This window comes from Pseudomonas rossensis, assembly GCF_039888995.1.
Taxonomy (GTDB): Bacteria; Pseudomonadota; Gammaproteobacteria; order Pseudomonadales; family Pseudomonadaceae; genus Aquipseudomonas; species Aquipseudomonas rossensis.
Map to the genome: position 1 here is coordinate 1 of NZ_JBBWCB010000017.1, position 25,219 is coordinate 25,219.

At 59.3% G+C, this 25,219-nt stretch carries 26 protein-coding genes; 10 read left to right on the forward strand and 16 right to left on the reverse strand.

What is annotated here, in order from left to right; genetic code table 11:
* A partial coding sequence (locus WLY71_RS07165; protein WP_347803010.1) for a pyridoxal phosphate-dependent aminotransferase occupies positions 1–535 on the forward strand: 535 nt, incomplete at its 5' end.
* 124 nt (positions 536–659) lie between these two features.
* Here WLY71_RS07165 and WLY71_RS07170 read toward each other — a convergent pair.
* The 3 genes from WLY71_RS07170 to algW all read right to left on the reverse strand — a co-directional run bounded on the left by WLY71_RS07170 (position 660) and on the right by algW (position 4,790).
* Positions 660–1,379 (reverse strand): DUF4198 domain-containing protein, encoded by a 720-nt coding sequence (locus WLY71_RS07170; RefSeq protein ID WP_347803011.1) that lies wholly within the window; start codon positions 1,377–1,379, stop codon positions 660–662.
* A gap of 13 nt (positions 1,380–1,392) precedes the next feature.
* Positions 1,393–3,498, reverse strand: coding sequence for a TonB-dependent siderophore receptor (locus WLY71_RS07175; protein ID WP_347803012.1), 2,106 nt, complete (start codon positions 3,496–3,498; stop codon positions 1,393–1,395).
* Positions 3,499–3,629: 131 nt separating this feature from the next.
* On the reverse strand, positions 3,630–4,790 hold the full coding sequence (algW, locus tag WLY71_RS07180; RefSeq protein ID WP_347803013.1) for a Do family serine endopeptidase AlgW: 1,161 nt from the start codon (positions 4,788–4,790) through the stop codon (positions 3,630–3,632).
* A gap of 102 nt (positions 4,791–4,892) precedes the next feature.
* On the opposite strand from algW, the gene WLY71_RS07185 reads away from it, so the two are divergent.
* From WLY71_RS07185 to cysN, 3 genes are all read left to right on the forward strand, one after another.
* The gene (locus WLY71_RS07185) at positions 4,893–5,651 is read left to right on the forward strand and encodes a Nif3-like dinuclear metal center hexameric protein (protein WP_347803014.1); all 759 of its coding nucleotides are present in this window, start codon (positions 4,893–4,895) and stop codon (positions 5,649–5,651) included.
* A 246-nt stretch (positions 5,652–5,897) separates the two neighbouring features.
* Positions 5,898–6,815 (forward strand): sulfate adenylyltransferase subunit CysD, encoded by a 918-nt coding sequence (gene cysD / locus WLY71_RS07190; RefSeq protein ID WP_131061189.1) that lies wholly within the window; start codon positions 5,898–5,900, stop codon positions 6,813–6,815.
* Positions 6,816–6,824: 9 nt separating this feature from the next.
* The gene (cysN, locus tag WLY71_RS07195) at positions 6,825–8,723 is read left to right on the forward strand and encodes a sulfate adenylyltransferase subunit CysN (RefSeq protein WP_347803015.1); all 1,899 of its coding nucleotides are present in this window, start codon (positions 6,825–6,827) and stop codon (positions 8,721–8,723) included.
* 149 nt (positions 8,724–8,872) lie between these two features.
* On the opposite strand, the gene yihG is transcribed toward cysN, so the two are convergent.
* The 3 genes from yihG to WLY71_RS07210 are packed head-to-tail and all read right to left on the reverse strand — an operon-like array spanning position 8,873 to position 12,277.
* Positions 8,873–9,778, reverse strand: coding sequence for a 1-acylglycerol-3-phosphate O-acyltransferase, YihG family (gene yihG, locus WLY71_RS07200; RefSeq protein ID WP_347803016.1), 906 nt, complete (start codon positions 9,776–9,778; stop codon positions 8,873–8,875).
* A complete protein-coding gene (gene pta / locus WLY71_RS07205; protein ID WP_347803017.1) occupies positions 9,779–11,878 on the reverse strand; it encodes a phosphate acetyltransferase in 2,100 nt (699 codons plus the stop codon).
* A 60-nt stretch (positions 11,879–11,938) separates the two neighbouring features.
* Positions 11,939–12,277, reverse strand: coding sequence for a DUF3565 domain-containing protein (locus tag WLY71_RS07210; RefSeq protein ID WP_347803018.1), 339 nt, complete (start codon positions 12,275–12,277; stop codon positions 11,939–11,941).
* On the opposite strand from WLY71_RS07210, the gene WLY71_RS07215 reads away from it, so the two are divergent.
* The 3 genes from WLY71_RS07215 (at position 12,246) to WLY71_RS07225 (ending at position 14,630) form a co-directional block, all read left to right on the forward strand.
* Positions 12,246–12,731, forward strand: a complete 486-nt coding sequence (locus WLY71_RS07215) for an FKBP-type peptidyl-prolyl cis-trans isomerase (RefSeq protein ID WP_007901600.1) — start codon at positions 12,246–12,248, stop codon at positions 12,729–12,731. The genes WLY71_RS07210 and WLY71_RS07215 overlap by 32 nt on opposite strands.
* A gap of 125 nt (positions 12,732–12,856) precedes the next feature.
* Positions 12,857–13,339: a glutathione peroxidase gene (locus WLY71_RS07220; RefSeq protein WP_347803019.1), complete on the forward strand. Its 483-nt coding sequence runs from the start codon at positions 12,857–12,859 to the stop codon at positions 13,337–13,339.
* A 187-nt stretch (positions 13,340–13,526) separates the two neighbouring features.
* A complete protein-coding gene (locus WLY71_RS07225; RefSeq protein WP_347803020.1) occupies positions 13,527–14,630 on the forward strand; it encodes an NADH:flavin oxidoreductase in 1,104 nt (367 codons plus the stop codon).
* A gap of 84 nt (positions 14,631–14,714) precedes the next feature.
* Here the strand turns inward: WLY71_RS07225 and WLY71_RS07230 are convergent, their stop codons facing one another.
* Together WLY71_RS07230 and cysZ are read right to left on the reverse strand one after the other, a co-directional pair.
* Positions 14,715–15,914, reverse strand: coding sequence for a glycosyltransferase family 4 protein (locus tag WLY71_RS07230; protein ID WP_347803021.1), 1,200 nt, complete (start codon positions 15,912–15,914; stop codon positions 14,715–14,717).
* Between the two features lie 40 nt (positions 15,915–15,954).
* Positions 15,955–16,707: a sulfate transporter CysZ gene (gene cysZ / locus WLY71_RS07235; RefSeq protein ID WP_347803022.1), complete on the reverse strand. Its 753-nt coding sequence runs from the start codon at positions 16,705–16,707 to the stop codon at positions 15,955–15,957.
* 316 nt (positions 16,708–17,023) lie between these two features.
* Between cysZ and trxB the strand changes: the two genes are divergently transcribed.
* Positions 17,024–17,986, forward strand: a complete 963-nt coding sequence (gene trxB, locus WLY71_RS07240; RefSeq protein WP_123365291.1) for a thioredoxin-disulfide reductase — start codon at positions 17,024–17,026, stop codon at positions 17,984–17,986.
* A gap of 364 nt (positions 17,987–18,350) precedes the next feature.
* A complete protein-coding gene (locus WLY71_RS07245) occupies positions 18,351–18,923 on the forward strand; it encodes a hypothetical protein (RefSeq protein WP_347803023.1) in 573 nt (190 codons plus the stop codon).
* Between the two features lie 50 nt (positions 18,924–18,973).
* On the opposite strand, the gene WLY71_RS07250 is transcribed toward WLY71_RS07245, so the two are convergent.
* The 7 genes from WLY71_RS07250 to WLY71_RS07280 form a co-directional block, all read right to left on the reverse strand.
* The gene (locus tag WLY71_RS07250; RefSeq protein ID WP_347803024.1) at positions 18,974–20,224 is read right to left on the reverse strand and encodes a 2-aminoadipate transaminase; all 1,251 of its coding nucleotides are present in this window, start codon (positions 20,222–20,224) and stop codon (positions 18,974–18,976) included.
* 134 nt (positions 20,225–20,358) lie between these two features.
* Positions 20,359–20,697 carry a HopJ type III effector protein gene (locus WLY71_RS07255; protein WP_008037347.1) on the reverse strand — a complete coding sequence of 113 codons (339 nt, stop codon included), beginning with the start codon at positions 20,695–20,697 and terminating at the stop codon, positions 20,359–20,361.
* Positions 20,690–20,986, reverse strand: coding sequence for a DUF1244 domain-containing protein (locus WLY71_RS07260; protein ID WP_008150700.1), 297 nt, complete (start codon positions 20,984–20,986; stop codon positions 20,690–20,692). The genes WLY71_RS07255 and WLY71_RS07260 overlap by 8 nt, the downstream gene beginning before the upstream one ends.
* A 67-nt stretch (positions 20,987–21,053) precedes the next feature.
* Positions 21,054–21,425 (reverse strand): dihydroneopterin triphosphate 2'-epimerase, encoded by a 372-nt coding sequence (gene folX, locus WLY71_RS07265; protein WP_150658820.1) that lies wholly within the window; start codon positions 21,423–21,425, stop codon positions 21,054–21,056.
* Positions 21,426–21,427: 2 nt separating this feature from the next.
* Positions 21,428–21,988 carry a GTP cyclohydrolase I FolE gene (folE, locus tag WLY71_RS07270; RefSeq protein WP_347803025.1) on the reverse strand — a complete coding sequence of 187 codons (561 nt, stop codon included), beginning with the start codon at positions 21,986–21,988 and terminating at the stop codon, positions 21,428–21,430.
* Positions 21,989–22,010: 22 nt separating this feature from the next.
* Positions 22,011–22,721 carry a dihydromonapterin reductase gene (gene folM, locus WLY71_RS07275; protein ID WP_347803026.1) on the reverse strand — a complete coding sequence of 237 codons (711 nt, stop codon included), beginning with the start codon at positions 22,719–22,721 and terminating at the stop codon, positions 22,011–22,013.
* Between the two features lie 141 nt (positions 22,722–22,862).
* A complete protein-coding gene (locus tag WLY71_RS07280) occupies positions 22,863–23,432 on the reverse strand; it encodes an antibiotic biosynthesis monooxygenase (protein WP_347803027.1) in 570 nt (189 codons plus the stop codon).
* 211 nt (positions 23,433–23,643) lie between these two features.
* Here WLY71_RS07280 and WLY71_RS07285 point away from each other — a divergent pair, with 211 nt between their 5' ends.
* Positions 23,644–24,603 carry a MerR family transcriptional regulator gene (locus tag WLY71_RS07285; protein ID WP_347803028.1) on the forward strand — a complete coding sequence of 320 codons (960 nt, stop codon included), beginning with the start codon at positions 23,644–23,646 and terminating at the stop codon, positions 24,601–24,603.
* 1 nt (position 24,604) lies between these two features.
* Here the strand turns inward: WLY71_RS07285 and WLY71_RS07290 are convergent, their stop codons facing one another.
* Positions 24,605–25,210, reverse strand: a complete 606-nt coding sequence (locus WLY71_RS07290) for a hypothetical protein (RefSeq protein WP_347803029.1) — start codon at positions 25,208–25,210, stop codon at positions 24,605–24,607.
* Between the last annotated feature and the right edge of the window lie 9 nt (positions 25,211–25,219).

A 25,219-nucleotide genomic window follows, 5' to 3' on the forward strand; every position in this document is an offset into this window, starting at 1 on the left:
CCCGAATTCGGTGGTCGTGGTCGATGAGGCTTACATCGATTTCGGCGGTGAGACGGCGATCAGTCTGGTGGATCGTTTTCCGAACCTGCTGGTGACTCAGACCCTGTCCAAGTCTCGTTCCCTGGCCGGCCTGCGGGTGGGTCTGGCGGTGGGGCATCCTGACCTGATCGAGGCGCTGGAGCGGATCAAGAACAGCTTCAACTCCTATCCGCTGGATCGTCTGGCGAATGTCGGTGCAGCCGCAGCGCTCGAAGATCGTGAGTACTTCGACAAGACCTGCCGGTTGGTCATCGAGAATCGTGAATGGGTCGTTACGCAATTGGAAGCGAAGGGCTTTGAAGTGTTGCCGTCGGCGGCGAACTTCATCTTCGCCCGTCATCCGAAACACGATGCGGCAGCGCTGGCGGCGAAGTTGCGCGAGCAAGGTGTGATCGTTCGGCACTTCAAGCAGGAGCGGATTGCCCAGTTCCTGCGGATCTCGATTGGCACACCGGAGCAGAATCAGGCGCTGATCGACGGCCTCGGCGACCTCTAAAGATACCCCCCGATCCTGTGGGAGCGAGCTTGCTCGCGATGAGGCCATAACATTCAACATAGATGCTGAATGTTATGGCCTCATCGCGAGCAAGCTCGCTCCCACAGTTGTTTTGGGGGGGCTTTTATTCGTGATGCGCTTCGCCGAGGAACGTCAACGAACTAAACACCCCGCGGGTCGCCACATCCGGATTGTCCTTCAGCGCAATCTCCATTTGCGCCGAAATCACATTCAACCCTTCATTACGCACCACCACCTGCGCCCGGCCGTCCGTATCCGTCTCGGTACTCAACGTATTCGGCGCACTGCGATAGTCGCCGGTCAACTTCACCCCCGCCGCCGGTTTCCCATCCAGTAGCACCCGCACTGGCAGCAACTTGCCCGGCCCGACGGTCAGCGGATCAACCTCCGGCAGAATCAGCAATTTCATCTGATCGAGCTTCGGCAGTTTCGCCCCCGGCTGGTATATCGCCAGGCTGTACTTGAAGGTCTGGGTCGACTCAATGGCCCCCGACACTTTGCTGCGTCCTTCGTTGATCCATTTTTTATCCGCGGTCTGCGACCACATGCCGTTGTTCAGCGCCACGGCCATCACCGCCGGTGGTTTCAAAGGCTGCAGGCGGGCGTGGTCGGCCAGGCGTTGCACGCTCACCGGGATCATTTTGCCGCCGACGTCATAAGCCCACGCGCCACTTATTTTCTGCGCCTTGAAGGCGTTATCTTCGGCGCCGTGGCCGTAGATGACTTCGATGTTGCCACGACGTTGTTCGGTCCAGAGACCGTGGGCCGAAACTTGGCTGGCACACAGCAGACTGAGTAGCGCCAGGGATTTCAGGTGTTGCATGGTGGACGTCCTTTTACAGGTTGAGTGTCAGGCTGACGGTGAAATTGCGCGGCTCGCCGGGGTTGACCCAGTAGTTGCTGTAGGAGCGCTCGAAGTATTTCTCGTCGAAAAGGTTGTTCAGGTTCAGGCCCACGGTGACATTTTCGCTGGCCTTGTAATGGGCCAGCAGGTCGACGGTGTGATAGGCCGGCAGTTCGAAATCGCTGCCGGCTTCACCTGAGCGATCGCCGACATAGGTGAACGCTGCACCAAGGTCCGAACCGCGCAAATGGCCGTCCTGAAATTCATAAACACTCAACAGACTGCCGCTGCGTTTGGCCACACCGAGAATTCGGCTGCCGGTGGGAATCACCTTGTCGCCTTGGGTGACTTCGGCGTCGATGTAAGCGAAGGCGCCGATCACTCGCACGGCGTCGGTCACTTGCCCGGTGACTTGCAGGTCGACACCCTGGCTGCGGGCCTTGCCCATGGCGCGGCTGGAATCGGTGCTCGGATCAAGCGCCAGGACGTTTTCCTTTTCGATATGGAAGGCGGCGAGGGTGGTGCTCAAGCGGTCGTCGAACAGCTCGCTCTTGATCCCGACTTCATATCCGACGCCTTCTTCCGGGTCGAAGGATTTGCCGGCGGCGTCCAGGCCGTTGTTCGGTTTGAATGAAGTGGAGGCGTTGGCGAACAACCCTACTTCGGGCGTCAGTTGGTAGAGCAGGCCGGCCCGCTGGGTCAGGGCATCGTGGCGCTGGCGGCTGGTCGTGTTGCGGCTGTGATCGTCGATGCTTTGTTCGAAATGTTCGAAGCGCGCACCGAGCATGCCGCGCAGTTTATCGGTGAAAACTATCTGGTCCTGAAGGTTCAGTGCCTGGCTTTCGACATGCTCGAAGAGGTTGGTCCCGGAGCGTGCGCCATTGGGTTTCGGCTGGCCGTATATCGGTCGATAGATATCGATGGCGTACGGGCCGCCGGCAATGGTCGTGACCCGTTCGTTCTTGCGGAAATTCTCGTATTCGCTGCCGATCAGCAGTTCGTGCTGCCAACTGCCGATGTCGAACAAACCGCGCAGTTCGAGTTGGGTGATGCTGTCATGCCAGTTGGTATCGCGCTCGCGGTAGCGACGGTTGATGGTATGGCCATCGGCGTTCAAGGGACGATTTTCGGACGCGAAGCCCCAGAGTTTGCCTTCCTTGTAATGGCTGGCCAGGCGAAGTTTCCAGCGGTCGTTGAGCTGATGTTCGAGGGCGGCTTGCAGCAGATTGTTGTGGTTGTCGATGTTGCCGTCGTTGGGTTCGCCAAGGAAGGTCGAACGGGAGACGCCGCTCCATTTATTGTTCGGCGCGACGATACCTCGATCGAATGTCGAGCTGTGGCGAACGAATTCGCTCTCCACCAACAGGCTGGTGTCCGGGCTCAGTTGCCAGCTGAAGGAAGGCGCAACAAACACACGCTGGCTGTCGACGTGATCGCGGAAGCTGTGGTTGTCCTCGACGGCCAGGTTCACCCGGGACAGAACGTTGCCGTCATCATCCAGCGGCGTGTTGACGTCCACGGCGGTGCGATAGCGATCCCAGCTGCCGGCGCTGGTTTGCAGTGTGGTGAAGGCTTCGGGCTGGGGTTTCTTGGTAACGATGTTCACCGTACCGCCCGGATCGCCACGACCATAGAGGCTGGCGGCCGGTCCTTTGAGCACTTCGATGCGTTCGATGTTGGCCACGTCCGGCGTGCTCGGATAGCCACGGTTGGCGCTGAAACCGTCCTTGTAGAACTCCGAAGTGGTGAAGCCGCGCACGCTGTATTCGTAGAGCGTCAGGCCGCCGAAGTTGTTCTGCTTCGACACGCCACCGGCAAAATCCAGGGCGCGCTCGACGCTGGTGCTGCCCAGATCCTTGAGCACACTGACGGGAATCACACTGATCGATTGCGGGATATCGCGAATGGCCGTGTCGGTTTTGGTTGCGCTGGAAGAGCGCGTGGCGCGGTAACCCTTGACCGGGCCGGTGGGGGATTCGTAGTCGGAGGTGACGCTGATGGCGTCCAGTTCAACGGTTTGCGATTCTTCGGCGAAGACCGGATCCCCCAGCAAACCGAGGGCCAGGCTTGCGAGGGAAGCCATTGTTCGAGACGACATGTTATGTTGTTCCAATAGTGATATTGAAACAATATAACATGCCTAATGAGAATGTCTGCTGTTAACAGCTTCGGAGTTATGGAGCTGCGGAGGCCACAAAAAGAACGCAGCCTTGGGCAGCTCCTGCGGGCTTACTCTCCTTCTTTTTCCTTGATCGGCGCGGGTGGCGGACGCAGACCGATTTCTGCCGTGAGCTTGAGCTCTTTGCCGTTGCGCATCACCTGGATCGTGACCTTGTCAGTCGGTTTGATCCGCGCGACCTGGTTCATCGAGCGACGACCATCGCCGGCCGGTTCGCCGTCGATGCTGAGGATCACGTCACCCAGTTGTAGGCCGGCCTTCTGCGCCGGACCGTCACGGAAAATCCCCGCGACCACAATGCCCGGGCGCCCCGACAGGCCAAACGATTCTGCCAGTTCCTGGCTCAACGGCTGCACTTCGATACCGAGCCAGCCGCGAATCACCTGGCCGTGTTCGATGATCGACTTCATCACTTCCATGGCCAGTTTCACCGGGATTGCGAAACCGATGCCCTGGGAACCGCCGGACTTGGAGAAGATCGCCGTGTTGATGCCGGTCAGGTTGCCGTTGGCATCCACCAGCGCACCGCCGGAGTTGCCTGGGTTGATCGCAGCGTCGGTCTGGATGAAGTCTTCGTAGTTGTTCAGGCCCAGCTGATTGCGCCCGGTGGCGCTGATGATGCCCATGGTCACGGTCTGGCCGACGCCGAACGGGTTGCCGATGGCCAAAGCCACGTCGCCGATGCGGATGTTGTCGGAGCGCCCGACAGTGATCGATGGAAGATTCTTCAAGTCGATCTTCAGGACCGCGAGGTCGGTTTCCGGGTCGCTGCCGATCACCCGGGCCAGGGTTTCACGACCGTCCTTGAGCGCCACCACGATCTGGTCGGCGCCGCTGGTCACATGGTTGTTGGTCAGCAGGTAACCTTCCGGGCTCATGATCACGCCGGAGCCGAGGCTCGACTCCATGCGCTTCTGTTTGGGCGAGTTGTCGCCGAAGAAGCGGCGGAACTGCGGATCCTCGAACAGCGGATGGTTCGGTTTGTTGATGACTTTGGTGGTGTACAGGTTGACCACCGACGGCGCGGCCGTGGTTACCGCGTCGGCATAGGACACCGGACCCTGTTGCATGGTGGTGGTTTGCGGGGCTTGCTGCATGTTGACGTCGAGGCTCGGGAGCCCGACCCACTGCGGGTAACGCTGGATGATTAACAGAGCGATAAGCACGCCGGCCAACAGCGGCCAGCCGGAAAAACGCAGCGCCTTGAGCATTAAGCACGTCCTGAGAGGTTGCAGGCGGTATGAGACCGCCCATAATGTCGCGCATTATACGAGGCGAAGCGTGCCTCTGAACGGGATATTTAGGAGTCTTTTATGGCCGTCGCCCTGAGCACCCTGGTCGAAGAAGCCGACCGTTACCTTAACAGTGCCAAGATTGCCGATTACTGCCCCAACGGGTTGCAGGTCGAAGGCCGGCCGCAGGTCATGCGCATCGTCAGTGGCGTCACCGCCAGCCAGGCGTTGCTCGACGCCGCAGTGGAAGCCAGCGCCGACCTGGTGCTGGTGCATCACGGCTATTTCTGGAAAGGCGAGAATCCGTGCATCACCGGCATGAAGCAGCGTCGGTTGAAAACCCTGCTCAAGCACGATATCAGCCTGTTGTCCTACCATCTGCCGCTGGATCTTCACCCGGAAGTCGGCAATAACGTGCAGCTGGCACGTCAGCTCGATATCACTGTGGAAGGTCCATTGGACCCGGACAATCTCAAAGTTGTCGGCCTGGTCGGTTCATTGAGCGATCCGGTGACGGCCCGCGATTTTGCCCGTCGCGTACAAGAAGTCATGGGCCGCGAGCCGTTGCTGATCGAAGGCAGCGAGATGATTCGCCGCGTTGGCTGGTGCACCGGTGGCGGTCAGGGTTACATCGATCAGGCCGTGCTGGCGGGCGTCGATTTGTACCTCAGCGGTGAGGCGTCCGAGCAGACCTTTCACAGCGCCCGGGAAAACGACATCAGCTTCATCGCCGCCGGCCATCATGCCACCGAGCGCTATGGTGTTCAGGCCCTGGGCGATTATCTGGCGCGGCGTTTTGCCCTTGAGCACATCTTCATCGATTGCCCGAACCCCATCTGATTTCCTGAACCAATGCATTCCCCTGTGTAGGAGCTGCCGAAGGCTGCGATCTTTTGATCTTGAAAATCAAAGTCAAAAGATCGCAGCCTTCGGCAGCTCCTACAGAGACCGTAGCCCAAACGAGGGGGTATATTCATATACCCTTTCGATCTAGCTCACGTCCTGATTAGAAGAGGTCGCTGTGCTAGGATTCCCCGCTCGAACACGGCCCGCTGGCCGTCCATAAGATCGTTTTCGTGAGTAGCCATGGTCGACAAACTGACGCATCTGAAACAGCTGGAGGCCGAAAGCATCCACATCATCCGCGAGGTCGCCGCCGAGTTCGATAACCCGGTGATGCTGTACTCCGTCGGTAAAGACTCCGCCGTGATGCTGCACCTTGCGCGCAAGGCATTCTTCCCCGGCAAACTGCCGTTCCCGGTGATGCACGTCGACACCCGGTGGAAGTTCAAGGAAATGTACGCGTTCCGCGATCGCATGGTCGAAGAACTCGGCCTGGACCTGATCGTGCACGTGAACCCCGATGGCGTCGCGCAGGGCATCAACCCGCTGACCCACGGTAGCGCCAAGCACACTGACATCATGAAAACCGAAGGCCTCAAGCAGGCCCTCGACAAGTACGGTTTCGATGCCGCTTTCGGTGGTGCCCGTCGTGACGAAGAGAAGTCCCGTGCCAAAGAGCGCGTGTATTCCTTCCGCGATACCAAGCACCGCTGGGACCCGAAAAACCAGCGTCCCGAGTTGTGGAACGTCTACAACGGCAAGGTCAACAAGGGCGAATCGATCCGTGTTTTCCCGTTGTCGAACTGGACCGAACTGGACATCTGGCAGTACATCTACCTCGAAGGCATCCCGATTGTGCCGCTGTATTTCGCCGCCGAGCGCGACGTTATCGAGATGAATGGCACCTGGATCATGATTGACGACGAACGCCTGCTCAATCACCTGAGCGATGAAGACAAGGCGCGCATCGTCAAGAAGAAGGTCCGCTTCCGCACACTCGGCGACTACCCGCTGACCGGTGCGGTCGAGTCCGAGGCCACCAGCCTGACCGACATCATTCAGGAAATGCTCCTGACGCGAACTTCCGAACGCCAGGGCCGTGTCATCGATCACGATGGCGCAGGCTCGATGGAAGAAAAGAAACGTCAGGGTTATTTCTAAGGGGTTGTCATGTCGCACGCATCTGATTTGATCAGCGAGGACATCCTCGCCTACCTGGGCCAGCACGAACGCAAGGAAATGCTGCGTTTTCTGACCTGTGGCAACGTCGACGACGGCAAGAGCACCCTGATCGGGCGCCTGCTGCACGACTCCAAAATGATCTACGAAGATCACCTGGAAGCCATTACCCGCGACTCGAAAAAAGTCGGCACCACCGGCGATGACATCGACCTGGCATTGCTGGTCGACGGCCTGCAGGCCGAGCGTGAGCAGGGCATCACCATCGATGTCGCTTACCGCTACTTCTCCACCGCCAAGCGCAAATTCATCATCGCCGACACCCCTGGCCATGAGCAGTACACCCGCAACATGGCCACCGGTGCGTCCACCTGTGACCTGGCGATCATCCTGGTCGACGCCCGTTACGGCGTGCAGACCCAGACCCGTCGCCACAGCTTCATTGCCTCGTTGCTGGGCATCAAGCACATCGTTGTCGCCATCAACAAGATGGACCTCAACGGCTTCGACGAAACAGTCTTCGAGTCGATCAAGGCCGATTACCTGAAGTTCGCCGAAGGCATCGCGTTCAAACCGACCACCATGGCCTTCGTGCCGATGTCGGCGCTGAAGGGCGACAACGTGGTGAACAAGTCCGAGCGCTCGCCGTGGTACACCGGCCAGTCGCTGATGGAAATTCTTGAAACCGTCGAAATCGCCAGCGACCGCAACTACTCCGACCTGCGTTTCCCGGTGCAGTACGTCAACCGTCCGAACCTGAACTTCCGTGGTTTCGCCGGCACCCTGGCCAGCGGCGTCGTGCACAAGGGCGACGAAGTCGTTGTGCTGCCGTCGGGCAAGAGCAGCCGCGTGAAGTCCATCGTCACCTTCGAAGGTGAGCTGGAGCACGCAGGTCCCGGTCAGGCGGTGACGCTGACCATGGAAGACGAGATCGACATCTCCCGCGGCGACTTGCTGGTGCACGCCGACAACCTGCCGCAAGTGACTGACGCCTTCGACGCCATGCTGGTGTGGATGGCCGAAGAACCGATGCTGCCGGGCAAGAAATACGACATCAAACGCGCCACGTCTTATGTGCCGGGTTCGATTACCAGCATCGTCAACCGCGTTGATGTGAACACTCTGGAAGAAGGGCCGGCCAGCTCGTTGCAACTGAACGAGATCGGTCGGGTCAAGGTCAGCCTCGACGCCGCCATCGCACTGGACGGTTACGCGAGCAACCGCACCACCGGTTCGTTCATCGTCATCGATCGGTTGACCAATGGCACCGTCGCGGCCGGCATGATCATCGCTCAGCCGTTGAGCCATGGCACCAGCACGCATCACGGCAAACTGGCGCACGTCGCCACCGAAGAACGCGCCCAGCGCTTCGGCCAGCAACCGGCCACCGTGTTGTTCAGCGGCTTGTCGGGCGCCGGCAAAAGCACCCTGGCTTACGCGGTTGAACGCAAGCTGTTCGACATGGGCCGTGCGGTGTTTGTGCTCGATGGCCAGAACCTGCGTCACGACCTGAACAAAGGTCTGCCACAGGATCGCGCCGGGCGTACCGAGAACTGGCGTCGTGCGGCGCACGTTGCGCGTCAGTTCAACGAAGCGGGTCTGCTGACACTGGCAGCCTTCGTTGCACCGAGTGCCGAAGGTCGTGAGCAGGCCAGGGATCTGATCGGCAAGGAGCGTCTGCTGACGGTCTACGTCCAGGCCTCTCCGACGGTCTGTGCCGAGCGTGACCCCCAAGGCCTGTACGCGGCCGCCGGGGATAACATCCCGGGCGATTCCTTCCCGTACGACGTGCCGCTGGACGCCGACCTTGTGGTCGATACCCAGTCGCTGTCGCTGGAAGAAAGCGTCAAGCAAGTGCTGGATCTGCTGCGCAAGCGTGGCGCGATCTAAGCGTTAGCCGTTAATAAAAAACCCGCCGATGAGTGATCATCGGCGGGTTTTTTTGTGTCCGGGAAACGCCAGGATCGCAGCCTTCGGCAGCTCCTACATTGCATTGGCGTACACCTGTAGGAGCTGCCGAAGGCTGCGATCTTTTGATCTTAAGCCCCTGGATACTCCCGATGCATCTGCCCCAGCAACGCATCCTTGTCTTCCCACAACTGGTTGATCCAGCCCTGAAACTGCAATCGATACTCGCCGTCCTGGTCGTAGTTCTTGCCGATGAACTGCGGCGGAATCTTCAACTCCTGAAAGTGCACCACCACCTCCTTCACGTTTCCACAGAGCAAATCCCAGTAACCGGGACGGCCGGCCGGATAGTGAATGGTCACGTTGACGATGGCTTCCAGTTGCTCACCCATGGCATCCAGCACAAATGCAATACCGCCAGCCTTTGGCTTGAGCAGATGCTTGAACGGCGATTTCTGCTGGGCATGCTTGCCTTCGGTGAAACGCGTGCCTTCGACGAAGTTGAAAATCCCCACCGGGTTATGGCGGAACTTGTCGCAGGTCTTGCGGGTGGTTTCCAGGTCTTTGCCTTTCTTCTCCGGGTGCTTCTCCAGGTAGGTCTTGGAGTAACGCTTCATGAACGGAAAGCCGAGCGCCCACCAAGCCAGACCAATCACCGGCACCCAGATCAGTTCCTGTTTGAGGAAGAACTTCAGCGGGCGAATCTTCCGGTTCAGCACGTATTGCAACACCATGATGTCGACCCAGCTCTGGTGGTTGCTGGTGATCAAATACGAGTGCTGATAGTCCAGACCTTCCAGGCCGCTGAGTGTCCAGCGCGTGTGTCCGAGCAAGTCCATCCAGGCCTTGTTGTTGCTGATCCAGGCTTCGTGGATATGGCTCATCAGCCAATCGGTAAAACGCTGGGCGGCGGGGAAGGGCAATAGCAGTTTGAAAATCGCGACGATGAACAGCGGTGTGCAGCAGGCAATCGTGTTCAGCGCCAACAGCAGCGAGGCAATCACGCCTCGCAGCGGTGCAGGTAGGGAATCCAGCATTTAAAGATCCAAAGGTCGGTTGGCAGCTTGAATCGCGGTCAACGCGATGGTGTAGACGATGTCGTCGACTTGCGCGCCGCGCGGCAGGTCGTTCACCGGTTTGCGCAGGCCTTGCAGCATCGGCCCGAGGCTGACGCAGTCGGCGCTGCGCTGCACGGCTTTGTGGGTGGTGTTGCCGGTGTTCAGGTCGGGGAACACGAACACTGTGGCGCGACCGGCGACCTGGCTGTTCGGCGCCAGTTGCCGGGCAACGGTTTCGTTGGCGGCGGCGTCGTATTGCAACGGACCGTCGATCAGCAGCGAGTTTTGTTGCTCGTGGGCGAGCAATGTCGCTTCGCGAACCTTCTCGACTTCTTCGCCGCTGGCCGATTCACCGCTGGAGTAGCTGATCATCGCCACGCGCGGGGTGATGCCGAAGGCGGCTGCCGAGTCGGCGCTTTGCAGCGCGATCTCTGCCAGTTCGCTGGCGCTCGGGTGCGGGTTCATCACGCAGTCGCCGTAGACCAGCACTTCCTCGGGGAAGAGCATGAAAAACACTGACGACACCAGCGTGCAGCCCGGCGCGGTCTTGATCAGCTGCAGGGCCGGGCGGATGGTGTTGGCGGTGGAGTGAATGACGCCGGACACGAGGCCGTCGACCTCATCCAGCGCCAGCATCATGGTGCCGATCACCACGGTGTCTTCCAGTTGTTGCTCGGCCATCGGCGCGTTGAGGCTTTTGGTTTTGCGCAGGGCAACCATCGGCTCGACGTAGCGTTCGCGAATCAGGTCCGGGTCGAGGATTTCCAGCCCCGGCGGCAGCTCGATGCCTTGAGCGCGAGCGACGGCTTCGACGTCTGCCGGTTTCGCCAGCAGCACGCAACGGGCAATGCCGCGTGCCTGACAGATCGCCGCGGCTTGCACGGTCAACGGCTCGCTGCCTTCAGGCAGGACGATGCGCTTGTTGGCAGCTTGGGCGCGCTGGATCAATTGATAACGGAACACGGCGGGCGACAGGCGCATTTCCCGTGGCGTGCCGCAGCGTTGGTGCAGCCACTTGGCGTCGAGGTGGCTGGCAACGAAATCGGTGATGATCTCCGCGCGCTCGCGGTCGTCGATCGGGATTTCCTTGTTCAAACCGTTCAACTGGTTAGCGGTGTCGTAGGAGCCGGTGCTCACCGACAACACCGGCAGGCCAGCCTGCAACGCGCCACGGCACAGGTCCATGATGCGCGGGTCGGGCAGGGTGTCGCTGGTCAGCAACAGGCCGGCCAGCGGTACGCCGTTCATGGCCGCGAGACTGACGGCGAGGATGATGTCGTCGCGATCACCGGGCGTCACCACCAACACGCCGGGCTTGAGCAGCTCTACGGTGTTGCGCATGGTACGGGCGCAAATGATGATTTTGGTCATGCGCCGGGTTTCGTAATCACCGGCATTGAGGATCTGCGCGCCCATCAGATCGGCGACGTCGCGGGTGCGTGGGGCGTTCAATTCCGGCTGGAACGGGATGCAACCCAACAGGCGGAAATCGCCACTGCGCAGCAATGGCGAGTGTTCCTTCAGGCGTGAGGCGAAGGCCTCCATGCTCTCCTCGGTTTTGACCTTGTTGAGGATCACGCCGAGGACTTTCGGGTCTTTTGGACCGCCGAACAATTGCGCCTGCAATTCCACTCGGCCGGACAGTTCGGTCAGCACTTCGATTTCCGGTGCCGAGACCAGGATCACTTCGGCGTCGAGGCTTTTCGCCAAGTGCAGATTGACCCGCGCGGCATAACTGGCGCTCCGGGTCGGGACCATGCCTTCTACGATCAGCACATCCTTGCCGACTGCCGCCTGCTGATAGAGGGTGATGATTTCTTCGAGCAGCTCGTCCAGCTGACCGTCGCCGAGCATGCGCTCGACGTGCGCCAGACCGAGCGGCTGAGGCGGTTTCAAACCGTGAGTGCGCGCCACCAGTTCAGTGGACCGTTCAGGCCCGGTGTCGCCCGGATGCGGCTGGGCAATCGGTTTGAAAAAGCCGACCTTGAGGCCGGCCCGCTCAAGGGTACGCACCAGCCCGAGGCTGATGGAGGTCAGACCCACACCAAAATCGGTGGGCGCGATAAAAAAAGTTTGCATGCGGATTCTCTAAAGGTGCATGGCAATGGTGAACGCCTATGACTGGCCTTCTACCGAAATTCAGTCGCCAAGGTTAGCGCTAACCGAGCCTTGTGCGCACCAACCGCAATCAAAGGGCTGGCCTATTTTTTTAATACGTTGCGTGGAGTCCAGGACCCAGGCGCGCGATTGCCACGGTGGCTGGTGGCGCAGGTGCTGGGTGTGACCGCAGGAAAGCTCGGCCACCCAGTGCCCGTCCTCATCTTGATGGAAGCCTGTGACCGTCGAGCCTTTCGCCGTCACCCGTCTGTCCGGGTTGTGTTCGCTTTCGGGCGATTGCTTCGCTAAACTTGGCCATTCTTCATTCTTATGCAAAAGGTCTCGCCCCATGCTGATCGCCGCCAATAAGGCTGTCTCCATCGACTATACCCTGACCAACGACGCTGGTGAGGTCATCGACAGCTCCGCCGGCGGCGCGCCGCTGGTCTACCTGCAAGGCGCAGGTAACATCATTCCGGGCCTGGAAAAGGCGCTGGAAGGCAAAGCAGTCGGTGACGAACTGACGGTTGCCGTAGAACCTGAAGATGCCTACGGCGAATACGCTGCCGAACTGGTCAGCACGTTGAGCCGCAGCATGTTCGAAGGCGTCGACGAGCTGGAAGTGGGTATGCAGTTCCACGCATCCGCTCCGGACGGCCAGATGCAGATCGTCACCATTCGCGATCTGGACGGCGACGATGTCACCGTCGACGGCAACCACCCGTTGGCCGGTCAGCGCCTGAATTTCCAGGTCAAGATCATCGACATTCGTGACGCCAGCCAGGAAGAAATCGCTCATGGTCACGTCCATGGCGAAGGTGGCCATCACCACTGATTTTCTGCGCTAAGCTTTCGAGAACTGGAGAGGCGCCCGAGGGGCGCCTTTTTTAGTCCGCGGCTGTCCCTGGTGACACCGCCAAGTGGCTGTTTCGAGAAGAACACGGGAATCTGGAGTTCGTCATGAGTGCTTTTCACGACCTTAAATTGACAGGCCTGGATGGTCAGGAGCTACCTCTGGCGCCCTTCAAAGGGCACGTCGTGCTGGTGGTCAACGTCGCCTCCAAATGCGGCTTGACCCCTCAGTACGCGGCGCTGGAAAACCTCTACCAGCAATACAAGGACAAAGGCTTCAGCGTGCTGGGCCTGCCGTGCAACCAGTTTGCCGGGCAGGAACCGGGTACCGAGCAAGAGATCCAGGAGTTTTGCAGCCTCAACTACGGCGTGAGCTTTCCGTTGTCCAGCAAGCTGAAAGTCAACGGTCATGATCGTCATCAGCTGTACCGTCTGCTGGCGGGCGAGGGTGCTGAATTTCCCGGTGACATTACCTGGAACTTCGAAAAATTCCTGCTGGGCAAGGATGGTCGCGTGCTGGCGCGGTTCTCGCCGCGCACGGCGCCGGATGATCCGTCTGTCGTTCATGCGATTGAAAAAGCCCTGAGCTGAAGAGAAAGATCAAAAGATCGCAGCCTTCGGCAGCTCCTACGTGGGAATGTGAACACCCGTAGGAGCTGCCGAAGGCTGCGATCTTTTTTCGTTTCTAATCCTTAATCACTTAAATCAATAGTGCTGTTCAAGGCTTGCGACTCTCCATATTATCGCCGTCATAAAGTCATTTCCCGTGGAGCGTCCCATGCCCGTCAAAGCCCTGTTCAAACCGTTCCACCTCGGCACCCTCGAACTGCCGACCCGCGTCGTCATGGCGCCGATGACCCGTTCGTTTTCGCCGGGTGGCGTTCCCAGTTCCAAAGTGATCGAGTACTACCGTCGTCGCGCCGCTGCGGGCGTCGGCCTGATCATCACCGAAGGCACCACCGTCGGCCACAAGGCTTCCAACGGTTACCCGAACGTGCCGCATTTCTACGGCGAAGCGGCGCTGGCTGGATGGAAAAAAGTAGTCGACGCTGTTCATGCTGAAGGTGGCAAGATCGTTCCTCAGCTGTGGCATGTCGGCAGCGTGCGCCGCATCGGCACCGAGCCGGACGCCAGCGTGCCGGGTTACGGTCCGTCGGAGAAATTGAAGGACGGTCAGGTCGTGGTTCACGGCATGACCAAGCAAGATATCCAGGACGTGATCGCCGCATTTGCCCAGGCCGCCAAAGATGCCCAGAGCATCGGCATGGACGGCGTGGAAATTCACGGTGCCCACGGCTACCTCGTGGACCAGTTCTTCTGGGAAGGCAGTAACCAGCGCACCGACGAATACGGCGGCAGCCTGGCCAACCGTTCGCGTTTCGCCATTGAACTGATCCAGGCGGTGCGTGCAGCGGTCGGCGAAGGCTTCCCGATTATTTTCCGTTTCTCTCAGTGGAAGCAGCAGGATTACACTGCGCGTCTGGTGCAAACCCCGGAGGCACTGGGTGAATTCCTCAAGCCATTGTCCGACGCCGGCGTGGATATTTTCCACTGCTCGACGCGTCGTTTCTGGGAGCCGGAGTTCGACGGTTCCGAGCTGAACCTGGCCGGCTGGACCCGCAAACTCACCGGTAAACCGACCATCACCGTGGGCAGTGTCGGCCTGGATGGCGAGTTCCTGCAATTCATGGTCAACACCGACAAGATCGCGCAGCCGGCCAGCCTGGAAAAACTGCTGGAGCGTTTGAACAATGATGAGTTCGATCTGGTGGCGGTAGGTCGTGCGCTGCTGGTGGACCCGGACTGGGCGCAGAAAGTGCGCGACGGCCGTGAAGAAGACATCCTGCCGTTCAGCCGTGAGGCGTTGATGACTCTGGTTTAAATAGCGCCGGGAAGGGCCTCTTCGCGGGCAAGCCTCGCTCCTACGGTTCTCTCGGACAAGGAGCGAGGCTTGCCCGCGAAGCTTTTAAGGCAACAAAGCTGCATCAGCCAGGGGTTGCCCCTGCACACAAGCCCCGCGCAACTGCCCTTCAAATTGCTCGATAATCGCGGCCCAGCCCTGACGACTCGCATGCTGACGCGCGTTAAGCCGCACGCAGCGTAAGGTTTCGCGCTCCTCCAACAGCCAACACGCCGCATCGCAAAACGCCTCTTCGTCCCCCGGCATCGCCAGTACGCCGTTGTAGCCATGGCGAATGTGCTGAGCCGCCGCCGCTTGATCGTAAGCCACCACACCTAAACCCGAAGCCAGTGCCTCAAGCACCACGTTGCCGAACGTCTCGGTCAGGCTTGGAAACAGAAACACATCCCCCGACGCATAGTGACTGGCCAAGGCTTCGCCGCGTTGTGAACCGCAGAAAATCGCCTCGGGCAGTTCTTTCTCCAGGACCACTCGTTGCGGGCCGTCGCCGATCACGATCAACTTCAGGTTTTTCTGTGGATAAGTCGTACGCAGCCTTTCGAAACTGCGCTTAAGCAAGCCGAGATTTTTCTCCGGTGCCAGGCGTCCTACATGGATGACGGCAATGTCACTGTCGGCCAAATCCCACTGTTCGCGTAGCGACGTCAGCCGCTTGGTCGGGTGAAACAACTGGCTGTCGACCCCACGCGACAGCAACGCCAGGCGCTCGAAATGCCGGCGCTCCAGTTCCATTCTTTGGCTCACGCTCGGCACCAGGGTCAGCGTCGAACGATTATGAAACCAGCGCAAGTAGTGGGTCAGCAATCGCGTCAGCAGTCCAAGCCCATACTGACTGGAGTACTGCTGGAAATTGGTGTGAAAACCGCTGACCACCGAAATCCCCAAGCGCCGCGCCGCGCGCAACGCGGACAATCCCAGCGGTCCTTCCGTGGCGATGTACAGCACGTCCGGCCGATGACGCTTCCAGCGCCGCAACAGCTTGTGCATCGACGACTGACCCCATTGCAGACCCGGATAGCCTGGCAGCGGCCAGCCTCGGCACAGCAACAACGCATCGTCGCTGACCCGCTGCTGATCGCAACCCTGACGCGGTCGCACCAATTCCACCTGATGCCCGCGCGCGCGCAAACCGTCGCACAAGCGGCCGAGGGTATTGGCCACTCCGTTGATTTCGGGAGGGAAGGTTTCGGTGATCAGAGTGATATGCAGAGCTGTCGTCATGACCTCAGTGTCGGCTGAGGCCATGTCGTCAGTGTGACGGTGGGATGATGAATTTGTGACCGAATCAGCGCTGGACTACCAGGTTTTCCGCGCCACGTTCACGCACCCAGAACAACGTTGCACCCGCCACGGCGGCCGGCATCATCAGGATGTTGACCACCGGAATCAGCAGCACCAGATAAACACTTCCGCCGAAACTCATGCTTTGCCAGCGCTTCTCGCGCAGCCAGGCGAGCATCTCGTTCCAGCCCAGCTTGTGGTTATCCGCCGGGTAGTCGATGTACTGGATCGCCATCATCCACACCCCGAACAGCAGCCACAATGGTGCGGCAATGATGTTCACCACCGGAATGAACGAGAGGATGAACAGCCCGATGGCGCGCGGCAGGAAGTAGCCGAGTTTGCGCATTTCCCGGGCCAGGGTGCGGGGGATCATGGCGATCAGTTCGCCCCAGCTGAAGGACGGGAAGTCGTCAGTGCCGCGCACCACGACTTCGACTTTTTCCGCGAGGAAGCCGTTGAATGGCGCGGCGATGACGTTGGCCAGCATGGTGAAGGTGAAGAACACCATCAACACCACCAGCACCACGAACAACGGCCAGAGCACATAACTGAGAAAACTCAACCAGTCGGGCAGGGAGGGCATCAACGTGTCGACCCACAGGTTGAATTGATGGCTAGCCAGGTAGATCAATCCGACGAACAGCACCAGGTTGATCACCAGGGGCAACAGCACGAACAAACGCAGGCTTGGGCTCAGGACCAGCTTGAGGCCTTCGCGCAGGTATTGCGGGCCGGACAGAACGGGGGCGGGCATAACGTGCTCCGAGCAAAGGGGAAACGCGCCGACCTTACCGGCTTTGCCTGACAGGCGAAAGCGCGGTAGCAGCATCGACATTAACTGTAACAAAGGCGCCTATGTATCCATCGTGATGGGATAGAGACCGCCTATGAGCTGGATTGTTAAACCGTATTTCCTTAATCTTCGCCCCCTCGATACGCTGCACCCCATACTTTTTACAGGACTGTCGAGCTCAAGCCTTCCCCAAGTGCTTTCAACGGTCCTTTTTTATTCCCGCCGGCAACCCGGCGTTCCGCGCCAGATGTTTAGGGCCGGTCAACAGGAGCAGGTCATGTCTGAAGTCCGTCATTCGCGAGTGATTATTCTCGGTTCCGGCCCTGCCGGTTACAGCGCCGCGGTGTATGCCGCCCGTGCCAACCTCAAGCCACTGCTGATCACCGGCATGCAAGCCGGCGGTCAACTGACCACCACCACCGAAGTCGATAACTGGCCGGGCGACGTCCACGGCCTGACCGGCCCGGCGCTGATGGACCGCATGAAAGAGCACGCCGAGCGCTTTGAAACCGAAATCGTCTTCGATCACATCAATGCCGTGGACTTCGCTGCCAAGCCGTACACCCTGACCGGCGACAGCGCGACCTACACCTGCGACGCCTTGATCATCGCCACCGGCGCCAGCGCTCGTTACCTGGGCCTGCCGTCGGAAGAAGCGTTCATGGGCAAAGGTGTTTCGGCCTGCGCAACCTGCGATGGGTTCTTCTACCGCAACAAGCCAGTGGCCGTGGTCGGTGGCGGCAACACCGCTGTTGAAGAGGCGCTGTACCTGGCCAACATCGCCAGCAAGGTCACCCTGATCCACCGCCGCGAAACCTTCCGCGCCGAGAAGATCCTGATCGACAAGCTGAATGCCCGTGTTGCCGAAGGCAAGATCGTCTTGAAGCTGAACTCGACTCTGGACGAAGTTCTGGGCGACAACATGGGCGTGACCGGTGCCCGCCTGAAGAACAACGACGGCAGCTTCGACGAGCTGACAGTCGACGGCGTGTTCATCGCCATCGGCCACACCCCGAACACGTCGTTGTTCGAAGGTCAGCTGACCTTGAAAGACGGCTACCTGGTCGTGCAGGGCGGCCGTGACGGCAACGCTACTGCCACCAGCCTCGAAGGCATCTTTGCTGCCGGTGACGTGGCTGACCACGTTTACCGTCAGGCCATCACCTCGGCCGGCGCTGGCTGCATGGCGGCACTGGACGCCGAGCGTTACCTCGACGATCTGCAGAACGCTTCGTTCTGATTGCGTTGCAATGAAAAAACAGGCCTCGGTTATTCCCCCACCTAGGAATACATAGTTAGGGTCTTTCTAGACTGTAACTACACAAATACCCCTCGATGAGGGGTATTTTTTTGACATCGCTAATCTGAAAGCCTTTTGTGGCATAGAACTGGATTCGAACAACAGTGTTGTGGTGGTTGCCGACCGGCTCCATCATCCGCCACAGGAATGACCGCCTCCATGTGTGATGACAGTTGTATCGCGGTCGGTGCCAGCACCTACAAACGAATGCTCATCTTGAAAATGCAATTGCAAATTTGTATCATTCGTTTTCAATTCAGCGAAGCAGGGAACGCAGCGCCAAAACAATAATAAGGTCAAGGCAATGCTCAAAATGCTTCTCGTATACGGTCATCTGCTCGCTACATGTATTGCCCTGGGGAGGGTGTTGCAGGCGGATCACAAGCTTTGGAGTTGGCGCAAGGAAATACTGGACCAGGCGAGGCTTGAGTACCTTGATGAAACTCAGAAGATCGTCAGCCTCGCACTGCTGGCCCTTTGGGCAAGCGGACTGTTGCTGGTGCTTCAGGGTTATCTCAATGAAGGCGACGCGTATCTGCTCAATCAGAAACTCTGGGCCAAGGTAACTGTCGTCGCGCTGCTGAGTCTCAACGGTGCATTATTGCATCGAGTCGGCTTCCCGTTGCTGCAAAAGGCTCCATTCGTCGCACTGCGCAGTGCAGGCCGCACGCGGCTCGCCTTGTTGGGTGCGTTTTCCATGAGCGGTTGGCTATTCGCCGCTTTCCTGGGGGTGGCTCGAGCCTGGAATCACGTGTTGCCTTATCTACATGTGATGGGCGCATTCGCCGCATTCTCGTTACTGGCTTGTTGCGTGGCGCTTGCAGTCGCCGGTAGGGCGGGCAGTGTCTGTGCGCAAAAATCCTCGGTACCGGGGTAGCTATCAATACGTGCAGCGGTCAGGCTGTCCGCCGGATCGCAGTTTGCTTTTCAGGAAAGGTTCGCCAGGCAGGCCTCGAGAATATCCAGCCCTTCTTCCAGCACCGCCGCCTCAGTGGTCAACGGCGCCAGAAGCCGGATGATGTGCCGTGATTTGCCGCTGGGCATCAGCAGCAAACCGGCGTCTCGTGCCAACGCCAGCAGCTGCGTCAACTGCGCCGATGCCGGTGTGCCGTCGGTATTGACCAGCTCGATGCCGCGCATCGCGCCAACGCCGGTCAAGCGGCCCAGATACGGCGACAGCTTGCTGGCGCGCCAGGATTGGTAGCGGCTGACAATCGCTTCTTCCTGTTGCGTGCCCCAGGCTTGTAGGTGCGCGTCAGTCATTTCATCCAGGGTCGCCAACGCCGCGGCGCAGGCAATCGGGTTGCCCGAATAGGTGCCGCCCAGTCCGCCCTTGGGCAAGGTGTCGAGCAGCGACTTGCGCCCGACCACCGCACCCAGCGGCACACCGCCGGCGATGCTTTTGCCCAGCAGGATCAAGTCCGGCTCAATGCCCAGTCGCGAAAATGCAAAGCGCTGGCCGGTGCGACCGAAGCCGGACTGGATTTCATCAGCGATCAGCAGGATGTTTTTTTCATCACAGAAGCGACGTAGCGCCTGGGCGAACTCCACGTCCAGCGTCAGGAAGCCCGATTCGCCCTGCACCGGTTCGACAATAAAACAGGCGACGTCATCAACGTCGATCTCGACGCTGAACAGCCGGTCCATGGCTTTCAGTGCCTCCGCGCAGGTCACGCCGTTGTCCTTGCTCGGGAAGGGCAGGTGAAAAACCGGACCCGGCAGCACGCCGACTTTCTGTTTGTAGGGCGCGACTTTGCCGTTGAGGTTGAGCGTGGCGAGGGTGCGGCCATGGAAGGCGCCGTCGAAGGCGATGACGGCCGTGCGACCGGTGGCGCCACGGACGATCTTCAGGGCGTTTTCCGCCGCTTCAGCGCCGCTGTTGGTGAGCATGCCGCTGACCGGGTAGTTCACCGGAATAAACGCGGCGAGACGATCCATCAGTTCGATGTAGGGCGCATGCGGAGCGGCGTTGAACGCGTAGTGGGTCAGCCGGGTGGCTTGTTCGCGAATGGCCTCGACGATGCGCGGATGGCAATGGCCGAGGTTCAATACACCGATGCCGCCGACGAAGTCGATGTAGCGTTTGCCATCGGTGTCCCAGACCTCGGCATTTTTGCCGTGGCTGAGCGTGACGGGATGAACGATGTTGATCGACTGGCTGATGGTTTCGCTGCTCATGGATGACCGACTCTGAAGAAGGGATGCTTCTTTTTATCTAAGCCGTGAGCAGAGGTGCCCGGCAAACGAAATAAAGTTGCCGGGTCAATCTTAAAAGTCGGGATGTGCGGTGAAGGTCATCTTTTGATTTTGAGTCAGCGGCGAGTCAGCGGCTGTTGAGTGAACTTCACACCGGCCAGGCCATGAGCAATCAGCGCGCGGATATTGCCGTGATCGCTGCCTTCAGGCGTCGCCACCACCGAACGGTAATGCTCGCCGAACGCCAACAGCGCTTCTTCATCGCTCAAGCCTTCCAGCAGCGCCAGACCCAGGGTCTTGCACGAGCCTTCATTCTGCCCGGCTGCGTTTTCCACGCCGCCGTTGTTGAAAGCCTGAGGCTGATAGTCGTAGCCGGCGGCGATGAAGGCCAGTGTGTCGGCAAAAACGTGTTCGCCGCTCTTGAGGCTGGCGCGCAGGGTGTTCAAATCACTCATTGGGTTTTCCTTTGGCGAACGCCGCTTGTTGTTCGGCGTTGGCTTCTTGCTGGTATTGGGCTTTCCACTCGGCGTACGGCATGCCGTAAACCACTTCGCGAGCGTCATCGAGGCTGACCTCGATCTGGCGTTCGTCGGCAGCGGCCTTGTACCACTTGGACAAGCAGTTACGGCAGAAACCGGAGAGGTTCATCAGGTCGATATTCTGCACATCCTTGCGGCTGTCCAGGTGGGCGACCAGCCGTCGAAAGGCGGCGGCTTCGAGTTCCAGGCGTTGTTGATCGGTCATGGCGGGCTCTGTGCAATCAAATCGTGCGCGGATGATAAAAGTCTGACGAACAATGCGCCAGACGCGGTCAGCGGCTCGCGGCCAGGGTAATCGACACCGACTCGGCGAAACGCAGGGCATGAGGCTTGTCGACTTCGACTTCGGCATACAACACCGACTCGTTGGCCATGACCAGATCGAGGATTTCCTGAGTCAGGCGCTCGAGCAGGGCGAAGCGATTGCCCTCCACGTGGGCGATGATCGCCTTGGTGATGGTGCGGTAGTTCAGCGCGTGATCGATGTCGTTGTCACGCACCGCTTCCTGAGCGGCATACAGGATGGTCAGGTTGATCAGCACATCCTGCTTGTTGAGGATCTCATCCTCGTTGATCCCGATGAAGGTCCGCAGGCACAGGTTCTTGACCCGGATGCGTGCCGTTCCTGGTTGAAGTTGTGGCATTGCTACTTGCTCCGTCCAATCAATTGCAGGAACTCCTGGCGGGTGTTACTCGAATCGCGGAAGGCGCCGAGCATCACCGAGGTGTTCATGGTCGAATTCTGTTTCTCGACGCCGCGCATCATCATGCACATGTGCTGGGCTTCGATGACCACCGCGACGCCTGCCGCACCGGTCACTTGCTGCACCGCGTCGGCGATTTGCCGGGTGAGGTTTTCCTGGATTTGCAGGCGACGGGCGAACATGTCCACCAGTCGTGCAATCTTCGACAGGCCCAGCACCTTGCCCGTTGGAATATAAGCCACATGCGCCTTGCCGATGAAGGGCAGGATGTGATGTTCGCAGAGCGAGTACAGCTCGATGTTGTCGACGATGATCATTTCATCGGCATCGGAAGCGAACAGCGCGCCGTTGACGATCTCTTCGACACTTTGCTCATAACCATGGCAGAGGTACTGCATGGCTTTTGCCGCGCGAGCCGGGGTGTCTTGCAGGCCCTCGCGGTCGGGGTTTTCACCAAGGCCGATGAGGATCTCGCGGTAGCTCTGGGACAGGGATAACGTCATGGAACATCCTCGCGGGGGCCGCTTATTTGATGTGCCGTCCGCCATTGACGGTCAGGGTCGTGCCGGTGACATAAGGGTTGTCGAGCAAATAACGCAGGCTCTGGTAGATCACTTCGCAGCCGGGTTCGATACCGAGCGCGGACTTGGCCAGTGCCTTGGCGCGGTACGCCGCGTCGTCGTCGGGGTTGAACATTAGCAGGGCTGGCGCGATACCGTTGACCTTGATTGTCGGCGCGTATTTCGCGGCGAAGGACAGGGTGAGGCTGTCGAGCCCGGCTTTGCTGGCGCAGTAGCCAATGTGCTTGCTGCTGCCCTTGCGGGTCACGTCGTCGCTGATGTGCACGATGTCGGCGGGGCTTGAGCGTTGCAGCAAGTCGGCACAATGCAGATTGATCAGGTAGGGCGCCAGCATGTGGCCGTTGAACATGCGGGTGAAGGCTGCGGCGTCGGTGTCCGGGGTTTCGGCCAGCCATTCGGAGGCGTTATGGACAATCGCCCGCAGGCTGTCGGTGTGGTTTTTCAGTTCGCTGATGAACGCGAAGATTCCGGCTTCAGTGGAGAAGTCGGCAAACACCGCGGTCGCTCCCAGGTCGCGCAGAATTTGCACGCCGGGGCGTTCACTGCGGAAGCTGAAGATCACCGGCTGGCCATCCTCGAGCAAACGCTGCGCACAGTGCAGGCCGACACGTTGGCCGGCACCGGTGATGAGGATTGGGGCTACGAAAGAGGTCATGAACGGCTCGCGTCGCGGTAAGAGCAAAACTATACCAGCGACGAGAGGTGTCTTGCCCCTGAAAAGATCGCAGCCTGCGGCAGCTCCTACAGGGCGCGGTACGGTCACGCTTTTGTAGGAGCTGGCGAAGCCTGCGATCTTTTAGCTGTTCTGGGTGGAGGGCTCGGCGGGCAACGGCCGTGCCGGTGGGGTGTTCAGCCAGCTGGCCAGCAGGCGGGTCGACAGCGGAATGAAGAAGTAGACCATCAGAGGGGTCAGGCACAAGGTGCTGATGAACACCCGGCTCAGCAGGCCCATGTCGCTCAGCAATGGCCCGAGGACAAAGTTGAACAGCAGGGAAACCGGAAAGAATGCCAACCAGATCGCCACGGCCTGTTTCCAGCGTGGTGGTCGCTGGCCGGCCGTACCGAACCAGCCTTCGATGCCGCTGACACGATGTTCCGTTGGATGGGCAAACAAGTCGCTGCCGCGTGCCAGCCATGCGGTGCGCGATACAGAATGCTCCCAGGCGTGCAGCGTCTGCTCGTCGGCAAAGCGGAAAATAATCTGGAATTCGTCATCGTCGGGCGGCGGAGCGAGCACGCCAGAACCGAGATAACCGGGAAAATCGGTGGCCAGTTGTTCGCCTTCGTGCAACCAGGCGATCAGGTCTTGATAACGCCCATCGGCGACGCGGCGCGCAACCATCAGCGTGACGGGTGAGGTAGACATTGTGTATCTCCGTATGACAATCGCGTCGCTCCGGATAGGAGTTTCGCCAGGCGCAGCGCCGGGGTGGAGGGCTGCGTCTTGGAACAAGCAAGGATTATTCCTGATTCTGCCTGGAACGTCAGTGACATTCGTCGCCATCAACGTCTTGAATGGTATGGGGGCAGGAGAGGTAGAATGGGATCCAATTTGTACATGGACGTAGAATTGTAAAATGCCTGTCCTGACTGACGTTGTCCGTGTATTGCAGCCCGATATTCCCCTCGAGCAGGAAGAACTGTTTCCGATACGCGAAGTGGCGCGCCTGACGGGGGTCAACCCGGTCACGCTACGCGCATGGGAGCGCCGCTATGGACTGATACAGCCCACGCGCACCGAAAGTGGACACCGACTGTACTCGATGACCGATATCGATCGGGTCCGCAGCATCCTCGGCTGGATCGAACGCGGCGTTGCTGTCAGTAAAGTCGGCAAGATACTGGCCAGGATTGCCCCGCTTCAGGCCCTGTCGCACATCATCCCGAATGAACTCGTACACGCTGACTACACGCAATGGCAGCAACAGGTTCAGGTGGCGGTGAATGCCTTTGACGAGGTTCAACTGGAGCAGGTCTATGGACAGATCTTTTCCAGTTATCTCCTGACTGTCGTGTTTGAGGACATTCTGCTTCCACTCTGGAAGCAACTGCTGCAGCGCCATGAAGCGTTCGGTCAGGCCAGCGAGTGGTTTTTCCTGGATGGTTTCCTGCGCTCCCGAGTGTTGCAACGCCTGCTGCTGGTGCGTGTCATGCAGCCGCGACGGGTGATTGTCTGCGCCCTGAACGCTCAGTGTCGTGAACTCGAAGTGCTGGTAACGGCGCTGTTCCTGAGCAGTGTCGATTCGGCTATTCAAGTGTTGGCTATCGGTCAGCCATTCGATGAGTTGACCCTGGTCTGCGAAAGAGTCAAACCCCAGGCGCTGGTGCTGGTTTCCAATCACGCGCCTGCGCCCGAGTTGCCACGGCGATTGAAGCGCCTGGCCTTGAGCCTGGATTGTCAGTTGATGCTGGCGGGGGATGCGTCCAATCTGGTGCAGGAGAACCTGGCTGGCTCGTCGATTGGATGTCTGGGTAACGAAGGATTGGTCATGCGTCAGCGTCTGAAACAGTTCCTGACAGGCAACCTGGACACTTGAATCAGAGATGCATGGCCGGATGCGTCAGCCGATGCTGCTGAAGAATGTATTGGCGTAGACGCTCGGTTTCGTCCTTATCATCCTGATTCAACTGATAGGCATAGAAGCCGTTCTTGGTTTCTTTCTCGAAGGCGCCGCGCAACGCGATGCGCTCATAGCCGGACGGGCTGAACCACAAGGCGAAATGTTTGGGCGGTTTGGTCTTGTTGCGAACTTCCAGCAAGACCCCTTTGAACGACACTTCGTGCACCCACATAGTACCGGGCTGGCCATTGGCATTCTCCAGCGCTACCGGTTCTTCGAGTACCAGGCGCCATGGCCGGACCATCGGTCCGTCTTCATAAATGCTGGGGACGCCGAGGCGTAAATGCAGCGCATGAAACTCGTCTTCCACCAGGTGCAGCGGGAAGGTCATTTGCTGATTTTCGAAGTTGGCCTGGATGGTGACTTGCTCATGAGCGGCAAGGCGCGTGAGTAAGTCACGGATCTGTGAACCACCGTTGACGAGCAGGCTCGACGTCGCATCCCGCACATTGAGTTGCGGGTTGTGTTGCATGGTCTGGATAAAATCCAGCTCATCCTGAGTCAGGAGTGCGTCGCGTTGCATGATCTGCTC